Below are 15,147 nucleotides of genomic sequence, written 5' to 3'. Positions count from 1 at the left end.
ATGACGCTGCTCGACTGCCTGCGAAAGTGGCTGGGGCGCGATGGCTCGGATGAGCCGGACGCGGAACAGCTTGCGCGTGAGGAGGCTTTCAAGGCCCACCTGAGGGAGCGTTGCGCGCGCTTCCGCCGCTTGCTGTCGTCCAACAAGACAGCCCTTGAGGCCATGAGCGATGTGGAGGAGCACCTCTCCGGAGCGCGGCCCTTTGGTATGGATTACGTGCATGCCGTGAGCACTCGCGCCGTAACTGCGGTTTTTCAGATGGTACGCGACCTCAACGCGCTTTCCGATGAAGGCTATGAGCCTTTGCAGCAGGCCTTTGACCGCATTCGTGAGCAGATGCAGAATCTGCTTGAAGATCAGCCGCATCAGGACGGCCCCAATATCATGCCGCTTGGCGATATTCGCCTGCATCACATCACCCTTGTGGGCGGCAAAATGGCCAATCTGGGTGAAGTGGCGGCCCACGCGGGGCTGGACGTGCCGGACGGTTTTGCCGTGACGGTCAGCGCCTACTACCGCTTTATGGAATACAGCGGCCTGCACAGCGAACTGAACCGCCGCATTCAGGCTACGGATATGCACAGTCTGGATGAAGTTTTCAGCCTTTCTGCGGCCTTGCAACAGGCCGTGCTCAGTGCGCCACTGCCGCCGGAGCTGGAGCAGGAAATTACCGAGGCCGTGGCCGCCATGCAGCGCCGGGCCGGGCCGGGCCTTGCCCTTGCCCTGCGCAGCAGCGCCGTGGGCGAAGATTCGCTTGGTGTCTCCTTTGCCGGGCAGTACCGCTCCGAGCTTAATGTGCCGCCGGAAGAAGCCTGCGAAGTCTGGAAAGAAATTATCGCCAGCAAGTATGCCGTGACAGCCATGAGCTATCGCTATCAACACGGCATCCCAGACGATGCTGCGCCCATGTGCGTGGGGGTGCTTGCCATGGTGCCCGCTGCCGCTGGCGGCGTGGCCTACAGCCGGGATCCTGTTGCTGCCGCGCGCGGGCAGGAGCAGGTGCTGCTCAATGCCGTGCCGGGCCTGCCTCAGGCCGTGGTGGACGGCGCAGTTACCCCCGATGTTTTTATTTTTACCCGCACCAATCCGCCGCAGCCCATAAGCAAGACTCTTGCAGGGCTTGCTGGCGTGCCAGCCAGCCTCACGGATGCGCAGGCCGCAGACCTTGCCCAGGTTGCGCTGGCGCTGGAAGAATACTACGCCGAACCGCAGGATGTGGAGTGGGCGCTGGATTCCCGCAACGGGCGCATTGTGGTGCTGCAAAGCCGCCCCCTGCACGAGGCGGATGCCGCCACGGAAAATCGCGTCGAAGTTGCGGACGGCGCAGCGGTGGGGCCGGGCGAATGTAAAATCCTGGCGGAAAATCTGCCCGAAGGCCTTTCCATGCTGGCCTGCGGGGGCGTTGCCGTAAGCCCCGGCGTGGGCATGGGGCCTGTGTTTGTGGCCCGCAAGGAAGCAGACATGCTTTCCTTCCCCAAGGGCGGCATTCTGGTAGTCGAACGGGCCTTGCCGCGCTGGGCACCTCTGCTTTCCCGCGCATCCGGCATGGTCAGCGAGACGGGCGGCATGGCGGGCCATCTGGCCTCTGTGGCGCGCGAATACCGCCTGCCAGCCGTGTTCAGTCTGCCCAACGCCTGTAGCCTGCTGGACAACGCCGGGGACGCCACGCTGGATGCCGTGCGCTGCGCCGTATTCGCGGGGCTGAATCCCGAGCTTGCCGCACAGGTGACGGAGCCGCCCAATCTCATGGAAGGCAGCCCGGTGCATCAGCGGCTTGAGGCCCTGGCGACCCTGATGGTGCCCCTGCATCTGCTGGATCCGGAATCGCCGGAATTTGCGCCGGAGCATTGCCAGACCCTGCACGACATCACCCGTTTTTGCCACGAAAAATCCGTGCAGCTCATGTTTGAGGAAGGCTCAGACGTCAACCAGCGCATGGGCAAGCAGCTCAAGGCCGGGGTCAAGCTTCAGTACTGGATTGTGGATATGGGCGGCGGTTTCAGGCGGCATGTGGGCGGCGCGGTGGTGGATATCGCCGATATTGCCAGCACGCCCATGCTGGCGCTGTGGGACGGCATGGTGGCCGTGCCCTGGGCCGGGCCGCCAGCGGCTAGCGCCTCGGGCTTCATGAGCGTGATGCTTGAAAGCACCATGAATCCGGATCTGGAAAGCACTGCGCCCAATGCCATGTCCAACAAAAACTTTTTTATCATTTCTGATAATTACATGATTCTGCAGGCCCGCTACGGCTATCACTTTTGTACGGTGGAAAGTCTGGCTGGCGCAAATAATCACGAAAATTTTGTGAGCTTCCAGTTCAAGGGCGGTGCCGCTGACCGTCAGCGCCGCCGCCTGCGCGCCCGCATGGTGGCCGACCTTCTGGAGGCGCATGGCTTCCGCGCTGATGTGAAGGACGATTCGCTCTTTGCCGTGGCGGAAAACTTCCCCGCTGCCGACATTCTGCAAAAAACCCGCATGCTCGGCTACCTGCTCATCCACACCCGGCAGGTGGACATGATCATGCTGGAGCAGGAGCGCGCCGCAGCCCTCAGGGAAAAGCTGGGCGGCGACATGGCCTCGCTGCTCGACAAGCCTTTACCGGCGGGCAATTAGAGTTTTTTTCAGCATACGTTCAAGGTGCTGCCTTCCAGAGAAACCTGTACGCTGGCTATGCCTTTGCGCCGAGTGCGGCCCGCGCCCGCCCCTTCATCTTCCTTGCCATTACATTCCTAGCTGTTTACTACAAAAACAGGCGACTGCGCTGGACTATCCGGCGGGTTGTGCCTCTGTTTGTCCTAAGTTTTTCGTATGCTGGAGTAGAGTTCATGATCAGACCAAGAATTTTTGTTCCGCGCACGGTGGTGCCGGAGGCGCTTGAATTGCTGCAAACCCGCTGTGATGTGGAGATGGGCCCCGGCGGCGGTTTGCCGCACGAAAAACTGGTTGAAGCGGTACGCGGCTGCGACGGCGTTCTTTCGCCGGTGGTGGCCTTGCCCTCGGATGTTATTGATGCCATGGCCCCGACCTGCAAGATCATTTCCTGCTTTGGCGTCGGCTTTGATCATGTGGATATTGCCGCTGCCACCCGCAACGGCATATGGGTGACGCACAATCCCGGCTTTGTCACCGATGACACAGCGGATATGGCCTTTGCGCTCATGCTCGGCGTGGCGCGTAAACTGCGCGCTTGCGACACCTTTGTGCGTAGCGGAGAAAGGCCCTGGCCCATGACGGTCAACCTGGGCTTGCGCGTTTCTGGCAAAACACTGGGCCTCGTGGGCAGCGGGCGTATTGCGCAAGCCGTGGCAGCCCGGGCCGCAGGCTTTGGCATGTCGTTGCTCTACACCGCGCGTCACCGTAACGAGAATTTTGAGGCCAGTACGGGCGCGCGCTACGTCAGCAAGGATGATCTGCTGCGGCTGTCCGACTTTGTCAGCCTGCACATGCCGCTGACGCCGGAAACGGAAAAATATATCGGCAGCAGGGAGCTTGAACTCATGCAGCCCCATGCCATCCTTATCAATACAGCGCGTGGCAAGGTTGTGGACGAGGCCGCTCTTGCCAGCGCCTTGAAAAACGGCGTGATAGCCGGGGCCGGGCTGGACGTGTTTGAAAACGAACCGCTGGTGCTTCCTGCTCTCTGCGATCTGCCCAACGTGCTGATGACCCCGCACAAGGGTGCGGCGACCATGGACGGATTCAGAAACATGGGGCGCAGCAGTGCGGAAAAGATTTTTGCAGCCCTGGACGGCAAACTGCCCACCAACTGCCTCAACCCCGAAGCACGGCAAGTGTCAAACTGATTTATTTTGAAATTTGTTGAGGGAGGGCGGCTACAACCTCGGGATTATCGGCGCGGGCAAGCCGCAGCCTGCTCCTGTTTTCTGGTTGCGCCGACTTTGTCAGCGCAACATACACAGAGCAAAGCCGCGTTGCGGACTTTGAAGCACAGAAACCAGTCGATTATCGGCGCGGGCAAGCCGCAGCCTGCTCCTGCTTTCTGGTTGCGCCGACTTTGTCAGCGCAACAAAAAGGCTCCCGCTTTCGCGGGAGCCTTTTTCATCTAAACGTATGAGCCGTAGGGCTGGCTTAGTACATGCCGCCCATGCCACCCATACCACCCATGCCGCCCATGTCGGGCATGGCAGGAGCAGCGCTCTTGGGTTCGGGCTTTTCAGCAATGGCGCATTCGGTGGTCAGCAGCAGGGAGGCCACGGAAGCGGCGTTTTGCAGGGCCGTGCGGGTAACCTTTTTGGGGTCGATAACGCCAGCCTTGATGAGGTCTTCGTATTCGCCGGTGGCGGCGTTGAAGCCGAAGCCGTCCTTGCCCTGGCGAACCTTTTCGACCACGATGGAGCCTTCAAAGCCGGCATTGTGGGCGATCTGGCGCAGGGGTTCTTCAATGGAACGGCGGATGATGTTCACGCCAGCAAGTTCGTCGTCGTCGGCGGGCTTGATGTCGTTCAGCACCTTGGAAACGCGGATCAGCGCAGTGCCGCCGCCAGGCACGATGCCTTCTTCAACGGCAGCGCGGGTGGCGTTCAGGGCGTCTTCAACGCGGTCTTTCTTTTCCTTCATTTCCACTTCGGTGGCAGCGCCCACATGCACAACGGCCACGCCGCCCACAAGCTTGGCCAGACGTTCCTGGAGCTTTTCGCGGTCGTAGTCGGAGGTGCTGTCTTCGATCTGGGCGCGAATCTGCTTCACGCGGGCCTTGATGTCGTCGCCCTTGCCGGCGCCGTCAACGATGGTGGTGTTTTCTTTGTCGATGACGATGCGCTTGGCGGTGCCAAGTTCGGCAAGGGTCATGTTTTCAAGCTTGGAGCCGGTGTCGTCAGAAGCCACCTGGCCGCCGGTCAGCACGGCGATATCCTGAAGCATGGCCTTGCGGCGGTCGCCGAAGCCGGGGGCCTTCACGGCCACAACCTGCAGGGCGCCGCGCAGCTTGTTGACCACCAGGGTGGCAAGGGCTTCGCCTTCCACGTCTTCAGCGATGATCATGAGCGGACGGTTCACCTTGGCAACCTGTTCAAGCACGGGCAGCATGTCTTTCATGCTGGAGATTTTCTTCTCGGTGCAGAGGATGTAAGGATTGTCCATTTCGCAGACCATCTTTTCGGTGTTGGTCACGAAATAGGGGGAGAGGTAGCCACGGTCAAAGCGCATGCCTTCCACCACGTCCATGGTGGTTTCCAGACCCTTGGCTTCCTCAACGGTGATCACGCCTTCCTTGCCCACTTTGGACATGGCTTCGGCGATGATGTTGCCGATGGTGGCATCGGAGTTGGCGGAAATGGTGCCGATCTGGGCAATTTCCTTCTGGTCGCGGGTGGGCTTGGCCAGGTTGGACAGCTCGGCGATCAGGGCTTCAACAGCCTTGTCCACGCCGCGCTTGATGGCCATGGGGTTGCGGCCGGCGGCCACAAGCTTGGTGCCTTCGCGGTAGATGGCCTGGGCCAGAATGGTGGCGGTGGTGGTACCGTCGCCAGCGGCGTCAGAGGTCTTGGAGGCCACTTCCTTGACGAGCTGGGCGCCCATGTTTTCGAACTTGTCGGTCAGTTCGATTTCCTTGGCCACGGTCACGCCGTCCTTGGTGATGACGGGAGCGCCAAAGGACTTTTCAATGGCGACATTGCGGCCCTTGGGGCCGAGGGTCACTTTAACGGCATTGGCGAGCTTGTCGACGCCACGGGCAAGTTTTTCACGGGCTTTAACGTCAAAAAGAATTTCTTTAGCGGACATTGGAAATTTTCCTCCTGAAATATAATTCGGCAGCAGTGGGAGCTAGTCAATAATGGCGAGAATGTCTTCTTCGCGCATCACAAGGTGATCAACGCCGTCCAGCTTGACTTCGGTGCCAGCATACTTGTTGAACAGCACCATGTCGCCCGCTTTCACAGCCAGAGCGACGCGTTCGCCATTTTCCCCAGCCTTGCCGGGACCGGCAGCAACAACCTGACCCTTGGAAGGCTTTTCCTTGGCCGTATCAGGGATAAACAGGCCACCGGCGGTCTTTTCTTCGGATTCAAGGCGTTTGACCAGCACACGGTCGTTAAGGGGCTTCAGCTTCATGACGTCAAATCCTCCCGGAAATGATATTATTATTGTCCATCTAGGACGCAGCAGCGGCCGCATCGCTGTGGCCGCGCTGGAAATATTGCGCGTTATGAACCGAAGCCAGTTTCACTTCGCTTCAGTTCCGCACCGGCATAGAAATAAGACGCGCTCGGAGCTTGAAAAGGGGTTTGGACTGATTTTTTTACTTTTTTTTGCAAAAAAATAAAAAATCAAACAAATCCAGCATGTTGAATTTAGCCTCGCTCCGGATGCCTTTTTCTCTGCGGCGTAACCGCGCTCAATACTTTGGGCAAGGAGCACTACCGGAGGCAGGGCGCGCAGTCAAGCTCGAGTTGCCCGCAAGCCAGTTCCTTTTCTTGCCCTGGTCCATCCGGGTCAGCACAGGCAGGGGGATGTTCCAAGTTTTGACCGCGCCTCGCGGCGGAGTTCCTTCACATAGGTCCTGTTGTTTTGCAGATAAAAAGCCAGTGCGCGGGCAAAATCTTTTTTCAGCAGGCCCTCAAGAATGAGGGTGCTGATTTCCCGTTCAAGCGAGAGCAGGGCGTGCATGCCAATGACAATGCGCCGTTCCTCCTGCGGCAAGGCGCACATCTTGCGCCAGAACACCTCACGGGCGCGGGGCTGATAATACCACATGTACATCATGTCCAGAAGATGCGTTACTATTTGCCGGGCTGCTGCCCGGTCTTTGCCGTACAGCATGCGCCAGTATTCCGCAGGGTCTTGCAGCATTGTCTCAAGGTCTTTGCTGGGGAACAGCAGTTCCTGTCGCGTCAGGCTTTTGTATATCTGCGTAAACTTGCTGTCGTAATCGCATTGCCGCATGCGCAGATACATGTTGCGATCGGCAAAACCTTCGATAATAGATGCCACCATGTCGGACGAGCACTTGGAAACAATGGCCGCGCAGTTCTGCATCAGGTTTATGGGATCAGGCAGGTGCATTGCGGTAAAGCAGAGCAGCAAACCTTGCCCCATGAGCATGGACAGCGGAATGGAAAGCGCGCTGCGAAAAAGATTGCCGACTATGGCTTCCTTTGGCAGGCCCCGGTAAATGTTATGCCCTGAAATATAGGCGCTGTTGATCATGGCTATGACTGTATAGACTGCAAGCGCGTTGTCCTGCACTGTCAGACCCATGAAGTCCTGCAAGAGCCACAGGCGCACCACAACCTCAAGCAGCGGAACGGATATGCCCGTGTAGAACAGCGAATCGGCCATGCGGCTCCAGCTCACATAGCGTTTCCACGGCACAAGCACAGAACGGGTAAAGGCCCCGCCGCCCACAACCGCCTGTCCCACATTGCGCACCGCGGTAATGGCAAACCATATGAGCGCGCCAAACCACGTGAGCACCCACCAGCCGTCCACGTAGCTGAAGGCCCACTGCGCGGGCAAAAAGCCCGCCAGGATTTTGAGAACATTGACAATGTCGCTGTTCATGTATTCTGGCGACCAGAAGGGGATTTCCCCTTTTTCCGGGCCGGGCGTCTGCTGCATTTCGCGGTTCACGCCCTTGGCGTCAACGCCGCCCAGGGTCACAAGGTTGCCATCATGCCCCACGCTGGTGGTGTTTTTTTCAAGGCCCCAGCCGCGCACCCGGTGGCAGCCCAGATTCCCAAGGCCGGGAATGCGCCTGAGCAGTCGCTGCCACCATGGTTGCGGCTGTGCTGGCTCATGGTAGTGCGTGAATCGGTAAATATCCGTATGTACGGGCAGGGTGAGCCGCAGGGAGTTATCTTCGCTGCGCAGGGCGGCACGGGCCTTGGGAGGCAGCGTTTCCACAAACACAAGCCCCATGCCGTGCGTGTGGTGCGAGCGACTGGTGGAATCTGTGCCGATGCGCGAACCCAGCGGCGAAAGCGCATAAAATTCCTGCAACTGCGGTATATGCCCCAATATCTCCTGAAACAGGGGAATGCGCGGAGAATCCTTGGGTTCCTTGCTGATAATGCTGCGGATGACCTGCTTGAGGCGCGGGGTGCTGCCCTCGTTGACGGCCCGTTGCAGTGTGTTGATTTCTTCCACATGGGCAAGCTGACCGGCTGTCCATTCGCGCAGGTTAAAAAGCTCGAGGTGGGTAATGCGCCCACGGCCCAGCCACAGCAGTTCCAGCACATCCTGTTCCGTCAGCCCTGCAAGATTGAGCACAATCTGACAGGGATGCAGCGGGTAAATGTTTTCCAGCAGAAATTCCGGCGACTGCTGCAAAATAGCGGGCAAATCCTTGTGCGGCTTATAGGGGAACACGATTTCCGGGTTGGCCTCCGGGCCGAGCCAGTCATCGCGCAGCATGTCGGGCACCATGTCTGTCAGTTCCGTCAGGCTTTCGCGCAGCTTGGCGGCACGGGTGGAATTGGTTTCTTCAGCCAGGGCTTGGCGCAGGCGTTCGCCGCGCAACTGCCGCATGGGTTCCAGATGATGGTAAATAAATTCGGCAAGATGTAGCGAGGACGGCTGCTTTTGACCCACATAGGCAAGAAAAGCCTCTTCCTTGATAGGCTCCGGCGCGGGCATATCCCAGCGGGCAGCCAGCGAGGCTGCGTGCCTTTCGTTCCAGGCCCGCAGGAGCTTGAGCACGTAGGCGCGCATCCAGTCGTTGACGGGCGCGTACTTGCGTAGCGCGTCTGTGATGTCCTTGCGGTGCAGCAGGTTGTCAAAAGCCCTGGATGTTTCGGTATTGAGCGGCGACCAGGTAAATTCCACCAGTTTGTCGCGGAACGTGGCCTTGAACTCAATACCTATGCGCACCGTAATGTCCATGATGCGCGCAGCGCGCAGCAGTTCCTGAGCCGCCTCCGGGTCAACGGTATTGTAGTAGATTACCGTCAAAAAGCGGATGCCCTTGATCCACGCATCCATGACCAGATGCGTGGGTTTTTTGCGGCCCTTGGTGTTGGCGTCGTGCACATGGTGGTCAAAGGCGTGCTGGTTCCATTCCTCCGGCATTTCAAGCAGGTGGTATTTGCGCAGCAATGCCCGCACAATGCGCGGCGTACCGCGCACTGCCTGATGAAATTCGTGCGCGAGGGGCAACTGGCGGCTGGCGTCGTTGTGCGAACGCACGAGGTCTTTCATGATCTGCACCAGCACGCGCGCTGTATTGTTTTGCAGCGAAGAATGCGTGGAGTACAGAACCTCGTCGTGCAAGCGGCGCAGAGCCTGCAATCTCTCGCTGGGGCCGCCAGCCTCCAGGCTTTCCAGCAGCACGATAACAGCGCTGGCAAGGCGCAGGGCGTGCGAAGATGTCATTTCAATGATGCCGTGGGGGTGCAGGCCCGGTTCGGGCTGGCGCAGGGCGTGATCCTGGGCGCGGGCGTCCACAAAGGCGTTCACCATCTGGATGAGCTTGTGGTCCTGCCTGTCAAACAGCAATGAAGAAAACTTCCGGTGCGCGTGTTCGCGCCCATCGGTTGAGGAACCGTTGGTAGTGGTACTTGTAGAACTGAGCATGTATAGTGTCGGGAAAAAGTGCTTAAAGATATTTGCAGCGGCTGCATGCCCTGCAAGCTGACCATATTTGGTTATGATGCAGTGCAAGTGCGCGAAAGTCCAGCGTCATGTTTCTGCCATCGGGCATGCGCTCGACTGCATTGATAAAAAGGCCATACTGCCGTTAAATGGCAAAAAGCAGTCTCCTGCGCGGATGCCCGCTCCAACCAGTTACCCCGGAGGATGTATGTACCAGCAAACCAACGATCTGGCCGGAGGGCATGTGTTCGCCTCGGCCCAGGAAATGATGGACTGGCTTGAAAAGGCCATGACTGACAATATCCAGAATAACAAGGATCAATACCGGTTTGAGGCTGATCCTTACGCCTATGTGGTCAACTATGCCGCTGCCGCCGGGCTTGAACTTGACGATGCACAACTGGGCGACATGCAGCGGCGTGTGGCGCTGTGGGCAGAGCAGCACTTTGCCGAGAATATGACGGAAGAATAGCTGCCTTTTCTTTTACTGCTGGCTGCTGCGGTGATTGCAATGCAAAGCGTGGGATATGACCAAAAATTTCACGTGCTTTGCACTGATATTTGCCGACAGCAGTCAGCAATATTTCGTTGATTACAAATTTTAATCCGTTACTGAAAACTGATGGTGCAGGTTGTATTGATATGTCAGTTGCAGTATTTCAGAATGTTACGTAAAACCGTACACAGTAAATGTAATTGTTTTACTGAGGTTATAAAAATTTTATGTGCAATGGTTGCATTTTGGGGTTGCCAAACGCGCATAAATTGATGAAGGTGCTGGAGGTAATTTTTTTACGACAAACACAAGGGAATATGGCTTGTGGATATGGTTTTTTGTATATGAAATCAATGTTCGGACTGCTCAGAACGCAAATTGAAGAACGTCCAACTCGAGCAATATTTTTGCTTTGGTCTTTATCGCTTCCTGTTGCTGCATTATTTTCACTGCTTGTAGCGTTGCACTGGCGTTCAGAAAGTTTGACAGTTGCAATTGATGAAGCAGAATATTCTTTGTCGCAACGTGTTCAACGCGTTGCGGAAATGGCAGACCTTAAATTTGATACAATAAGAAAACTTACCGTACTTCTGGCTACAGACTCACGCATTATTGCCGCTCTGAAGGGAGAAGGGGATTTTGCGGAATGCACCCGCTACCTGCAGAGTGTGGGGGACACGCTCCGGCTGCACCGTGCGTTTTTGCTTGATAAAAATGGTGTGTGCGTTGCTTCCAACGATGCGGGAATGCCCAAAAATCTCCTTGGCGTTAATCTTGCCGACCGTGATTATTTTATCCGCGCCATGGCTGGCGAAAGTTCCGTGCAATTTGTTGTAGGGCGGGTTTCAACAATTCCCGGTTTTCATTTTTCTGCGCCTGTCAGCGGGCCTGATGGCTACCTTGGCGTGGCTGTGCTCAAGGTTGATACGGACACGCTTGCGCAGCAGCTTTACCTGCCCACGGGTTTTGTTACGGACAAGGCGGGCGTGGTGGTGCTCTCCGATTCGCCGGGGAACATGCTGCGCGTCGTGCCTGGCGAGAGTGCCGCCCTGCTTGCCCCGGCCAAGAGTCTGCTCCGCTATCAGCGCGAAAGTCTTGAACCCATGTATCTGCGCAAAGTGGATGTGGACGGCTACGATGCATGGGAGCTCAGCCCCGGTGGCCCGCCCTACTTGTGCAAGACTGTCCGCATAAGTAAGGAGGGCCTCAGTGTATACGGCTTTGAGGGCCTTGGCCCTCTGCTGGCCGACCTTGCGGAAAGCTTCCGCATGCACCTTGCTACCACGTTTATTTTTTTTGTGCTTGGTTTTGCTGTCATAATCGGTACCACAGTGAACCTGCTGCGCGACAGGTATCTGCGCAAAACCTTGCAAAAACTTAATGATACCTTGCGGGTTCAGGCGCAGCATGATTCCCTGACCGGGCTGCTCAACCGCAGAATGTTTGATGAAATGGCCGAGGCGTGGTTTGCCCAGACATTGCGGCTTGGCGTGCCTTTTTCGCTGGTGCTGTTTGACATCGACCATTTCAAGCGACTGAATGATGCCTTTGGGCATCAGGCTGGCGACCATGTTCTGCGCGAAATCGCCAGATATGTGAGTATCCGCCTGTCCCGCCGGGGCGACAGGGTTTTTCGCATCGGAGGGGAGGAATTTGCCGTGCTGGCCAGTGCGTCAGAGGAGCGGCAGATCGTTTCCCTTATGGAAAAGATCCGAAAGACTGTGGAGGATATGCGCCTCCAGCATCCAGATGGGGCAGACAAGGTTGTAACCATCTCTTTGGGCGGTTTACTGGTGCGCGACTGTTGCAACATGTCGTTTGATGAAGCTTTCAGAAGAGCTGACGAAGCGTTGTACAGCGCAAAGGCTCAGGGGCGCAACCGCAGCATATTGGCAGACAGTTGCAGCGAAGAAGAGAATACGGACTGTTTGATACGTCCTCATTCCTGACACAGCGCATTAATGCGCTCTCCATTACGCAGTTTTTCGTGCTCAAATTTCCAGCTTTGCGCTGATAATCCATGTAGTTGCGATCATGCGGCCCGCAACGCGGCAATATTTTTCTTTTTGCATTGACTTTGAATTTCTATTTCATATAATGGAGCCTGTTGCCCTCAATAGGGCCGCACTGTTTACCGCCGCAAAGGCACACAGGAGAACAGGTAACATGTATAACCGTTTTGGAACAACGCAGGAAATGATGATCCAGACCGTTCAGGAAAATGGAACGGAGGCTGTGCTCGCCATCGACAGCAGGGGCCTGTATCTGACCACCGCCCAGTTTGTGGGACGCCCCATTGCCGACCGCAACCGCTATAGCGGCGTGCGCAGGGATGTGCCTCAAAGGCTTGCCGCACTGGGGCTGGATGTGGATGCCCTGATGGCCGCAAACCAGCACCGCATTCAGGTGGAGACCGTCTCCGCCAAGAAGGTCAACCCCCTCAAGGCTTCCAAGCGTGGTTCCAAGGGCTAACCTGGAGCAACTGCCAAGTTTGCAACTATCCTTACTCCAGAGCTGGATGTGGCTGAAAATACCCACCTGCTCCGGTTGACGCCACAGGCCGCGATTTTACGGCTGTATACCATCGCCCGTTGTTGACACGGTTGCCCGTACCGGGATCCGTTCAACAGCGGGCGCTGCTGTTTCAATCCCGCCTGAGTTTCCTTTATCGCGCAAGCGTTGCAGGGCGGATCGGCAGAGGGGAGGCGGCATGGCCCAAGCGCCCACGCCTTGCGCCCTGTGTACTTTTTCCGTAGGCTTTATTCATGTCGAAAACACGTGAAATTTATATATGCTCTTCTTGTGGCTCACAAACCATGCAGTGGCGTGGGCAATGCCCCAACTGCCATGAGTGGAATACGCTTCAGGCGGCTGTGCAGCCCAAATCCGCCCCCGGCGGCAACAGGCCCCGCGCTGCTACGGATTCCTCCAGCCGCCCCATTGCCTTGCGGGATGTGGAAGATGCCGGACACGCGCCCTACGGCAGCGGCCTGAAAGCCCTTGACCGCGTTCTGGGCAAGGGCCTTGTGCCCGGTGCGGCAATACTGGTGGGCGGCGAGCCGGGCATCGGCAAATCAACCCTGCTGCTCCAGGTGGCGGGGCTAGTGGCAGCGCAGGGCAGGCGCGTGCTCTATGCCAGCGGGGAGGAATCCCTGCCGCAGATCAAGGGCCGGGCCGAGCGCCTCGGCATGCTGGATCATAACCTCATGGCCATTGCCACCTCCCGCGTGGAGGACGTGCTCGAAGCTGCCAATACCGCGCCGCCAGCCCTGCTGGTGGTGGATTCGGTGCAGACCCTCACAAGCCTAGAGGCCGATGGCCTGCCGGGCAACGTCAGCCAGGTGCGGGCCGTGGCAACAACATTGCTCGAGGCCTGCCGCCGCCTGTCATGCACCCTGATTCTGGTGGGGCACGTGACCAAGGACGGTGTGCTGGCTGGCCCCCGCCTGCTGGAACACATGGTGGACACCGTTATTTCGCTTGAGGGCGACCGCCGCCAGATGTTCCGCCTGTTGCGCGTGTTCAAAAACCGCTTTGGCCCCAATGAGGAACTGTTGGTTTTTCGCATGGAAGCCTCGGGCATGCAGATTGTGGACGATCCATCCACGTTTTTTCTGGGCCAGCGCGACCCCTCGTTATCCGGCACTGCCGTGGTTATGGCAGTGGACGGGCAGCGCCCGCTGGCAGTGGAGGTGCAGGCCCTTGTTTCCCGCACATTTTTGAGTATCCCGCGCCGCGCCGCCCTTGGTTTTGACGTGGCCCGCCTGCATTTGCTGCTGGCTGTGCTGGAAAAAAGGCTCAAGCTCAACTTTGGTCAGGTGGATATTTACGCCAAGGTGGGCGGCGGCATGAAGCTGAGCGAGCCGGGGCTTGATCTGGCGCTGGTGGCTGCGGTGCTTTCGTCGTATTATGATGTTCCGCTGCCGGAAAAGAGCGTGCTGTGGGGCGAGGTTGATCTCAACGGGCAGGTGCGGCCCGTATCCGCGCAGGATTTGCGCCTCACGCAGGCGCGGCGGCTGGGCTTTGATCCCATTGTCCATCCGGCTGTGGAGCAGGGCGGCATCAGCACCATAGCCGCCTTGCAGCAAAAACTGTTTCATCGCAAGTAAAGGCGGCGGTCATGGGCCTTGAGATTGAACGCAAATATCTGCATGTGAATCTGCAAACCCTGCGTCAGGCGCTTGTGGATAACGGGGCGCACTGCCTTGGCGCGCATTTTGAGTGCAACTGGGTGTTTGACACTGCCCAGGGAACGCTGGTCACTGGCGGCAAACTGCTGCGTTTGCGCAGTCAGGAATGGCAGGACAAAACGCGCCACCTGATCACGCTCAAGCTGCCCGCCACAGAAGACGGCGGCTTCAAGGTGCGCGAGGAGCGCGAAACGGAAGTTGCCGATGGCGCTGCCTTGCGGGGTATTCTGGAAGGGCTGGGCTATACGGTGGCGGCCCGGTACGAAAAAGTTCGCGAGCCATGGCGCATGGACACCGTGGAAGTGGAGCTGGACGCGCTGCCCTTTGCCCAGGTGGTTGAACTGGAAGGCCGGGCGCAGGATATTGCAAGGGTCGAGAAGCGTCTGAACCTTGACAATGCCGAAATAAGCATCAAAAGTTATCATGAGCTGCATCAGGAATGGTTGCGGCAAAACAACAAGCCGAAACAGCTTTCCTTTGTGTTTGACGAAGCGCAGAGGGCGCACTGGCGAACAGTGCTGGGCCTGAACGACAAGGCCGATGTCAACACGGATTCATCGCGGCAGAGCTGAAACGTCTTGGGAGCCATGCATGTCTTTTATCCCCGACAATCAAACCAGCGGCGACAGTCGCGTAATCGTGGAAAAAAAACTCAAGGAACCGGATCGCTACCGGGTACTCCTGCACAATGACGACTATACAAGCATGGAGTTTGTGGTGTCGGTACTGTGCGGCATTTTCCACAAAACCGCCGAAGAAGCCACGGCCATCATGCTGGCGGTACACCAGCGCGGGGTAGGCCAGTGCGGCATATACACCCTTGAAATAGCCGAGGCCAAGGTTCGGCGTGTGCACAACACGGCGCGGGCGGCAGGGTATCCCCTTAAATGCACCATGGAAAAAATCCATTGA

11 protein-coding genes are annotated in these 15,147 nt (G+C 57.7%); 8 read left to right on the top strand and 3 right to left on the bottom strand.

Going from position 1 to position 15,147, the window contains the following annotated elements; genetic code table 11:
• Both ACUZ9Q_RS08695 and ACUZ9Q_RS08690 read left to right on the top strand, forming a co-directional pair.
• Positions 1-2,613, top strand: a complete 2,613-nt coding sequence (locus ACUZ9Q_RS08695; protein WP_449247700.1) for a PEP/pyruvate-binding domain-containing protein — start codon at positions 1-3, stop codon at positions 2,611-2,613.
• Positions 2,614-2,825: 212 nt separating this feature from the next.
• A complete protein-coding gene (locus ACUZ9Q_RS08690; RefSeq protein WP_449247699.1) occupies positions 2,826-3,803 on the top strand; it encodes a 2-hydroxyacid dehydrogenase in 978 nt (325 codons plus the stop codon).
• A 286-nt stretch (positions 3,804-4,089) separates the two neighbouring features.
• Here ACUZ9Q_RS08690 and groL read toward each other — a convergent pair whose 3' ends face one another.
• The 3 genes from groL to ACUZ9Q_RS08675 form a co-directional block, all read right to left on the bottom strand.
• Complete coding sequence (groL, locus tag ACUZ9Q_RS08685; protein WP_192112017.1) at positions 4,090-5,742, bottom strand: chaperonin GroEL; 1,653 nt, start codon at positions 5,740-5,742, stop codon at positions 4,090-4,092.
• 42 nt (positions 5,743-5,784) lie between these two features.
• Positions 5,785-6,072, bottom strand: coding sequence for a co-chaperone GroES (gene groES, locus ACUZ9Q_RS08680; protein WP_022659228.1), 288 nt, complete (start codon positions 6,070-6,072; stop codon positions 5,785-5,787).
• Positions 6,073-6,453: 381 nt separating this feature from the next.
• Entirely contained in the window at positions 6,454-9,531 is a 3,078-nt protein-coding gene (locus tag ACUZ9Q_RS08675; protein ID WP_449247698.1) for a hypothetical protein, read from the bottom strand.
• Positions 9,532-9,757: 226 nt separating this feature from the next.
• On the opposite strand from ACUZ9Q_RS08675, the gene ACUZ9Q_RS08670 reads away from it, so the two are divergent.
• The 6 genes from ACUZ9Q_RS08670 to clpS all read left to right on the top strand — a co-directional run bounded on the left by ACUZ9Q_RS08670 (position 9,758) and on the right by clpS (position 15,147).
• Entirely contained in the window at positions 9,758-10,021 is a 264-nt protein-coding gene (locus ACUZ9Q_RS08670) for a hypothetical protein (RefSeq protein WP_449247697.1), read from the top strand.
• Between the two features lie 770 nt (positions 10,022-10,791).
• Positions 10,792-11,994 carry a sensor domain-containing diguanylate cyclase gene (locus ACUZ9Q_RS08665; protein WP_449247696.1) on the top strand — a complete coding sequence of 401 codons (1,203 nt, stop codon included), beginning with the start codon at positions 10,792-10,794 and terminating at the stop codon, positions 11,992-11,994.
• 217 nt (positions 11,995-12,211) lie between these two features.
• A complete protein-coding gene (locus ACUZ9Q_RS08660; protein WP_192112013.1) occupies positions 12,212-12,517 on the top strand; it encodes a hypothetical protein in 306 nt (101 codons plus the stop codon).
• A gap of 293 nt (positions 12,518-12,810) precedes the next feature.
• Positions 12,811-14,154: a DNA repair protein RadA gene (gene radA, locus ACUZ9Q_RS08655; RefSeq protein WP_300553150.1), complete on the top strand. Its 1,344-nt coding sequence runs from the start codon at positions 12,811-12,813 to the stop codon at positions 14,152-14,154.
• A gap of 11 nt (positions 14,155-14,165) precedes the next feature.
• A complete protein-coding gene (locus ACUZ9Q_RS08650; protein WP_449247695.1) occupies positions 14,166-14,807 on the top strand; it encodes a class IV adenylate cyclase in 642 nt (213 codons plus the stop codon).
• A gap of 19 nt (positions 14,808-14,826) precedes the next feature.
• Complete coding sequence (gene clpS / locus ACUZ9Q_RS08645) at positions 14,827-15,147, top strand: ATP-dependent Clp protease adapter ClpS (RefSeq protein WP_022659235.1); 321 nt, start codon at positions 14,827-14,829, stop codon at positions 15,145-15,147.

It is taken from the genome of Desulfovibrio desulfopostgatei (assembly GCF_053570645.1).
The sequence above is the reverse complement of the archived record's forward strand: the minus strand, read 5'-3'. Positions and strand labels throughout refer to the sequence as shown.

Excerpts from the sequence above, each read along its gene's own strand:
- ACUZ9Q_RS08675 (WP_449247698.1), bottom strand. The coding sequence starts at position 9,531 with ATGCTCAGTTCTACAAGTACCACTACCAACGGTTCCTCAACCGATGGG.
- ACUZ9Q_RS08670 (WP_449247697.1), top strand. The coding sequence starts at position 9,758 with ATGTACCAGCAAACCAACGATCTGGCCGGAGGGCATGTGTTCGCCTCG.
- groL (WP_192112017.1), bottom strand. The coding sequence starts at position 5,742 with ATGTCCGCTAAAGAAATTCTTTTTGACGTTAAAGCCCGTGAAAAACTT.
- radA (WP_300553150.1), top strand. The coding sequence starts at position 12,811 with ATGTCGAAAACACGTGAAATTTATATATGCTCTTCTTGTGGCTCACAA.
- groES (WP_022659228.1), bottom strand. The coding sequence starts at position 6,072 with ATGAAGCTGAAGCCCCTTAACGACCGTGTGCTGGTCAAACGCCTTGAA.
- clpS (WP_022659235.1), top strand. The coding sequence starts at position 14,827 with ATGTCTTTTATCCCCGACAATCAAACCAGCGGCGACAGTCGCGTAATC.
- ACUZ9Q_RS08650 (WP_449247695.1), top strand. The coding sequence starts at position 14,166 with ATGGGCCTTGAGATTGAACGCAAATATCTGCATGTGAATCTGCAAACC.
- ACUZ9Q_RS08660 (WP_192112013.1), top strand. The coding sequence starts at position 12,212 with ATGTATAACCGTTTTGGAACAACGCAGGAAATGATGATCCAGACCGTT.
- ACUZ9Q_RS08695 (WP_449247700.1), top strand. The coding sequence starts at position 1 with ATGACGCTGCTCGACTGCCTGCGAAAGTGGCTGGGGCGCGATGGCTCG.
- ACUZ9Q_RS08665 (WP_449247696.1), top strand. The coding sequence starts at position 10,792 with ATGCCCAAAAATCTCCTTGGCGTTAATCTTGCCGACCGTGATTATTTT.
- ACUZ9Q_RS08690 (WP_449247699.1), top strand. The coding sequence starts at position 2,826 with ATGATCAGACCAAGAATTTTTGTTCCGCGCACGGTGGTGCCGGAGGCG.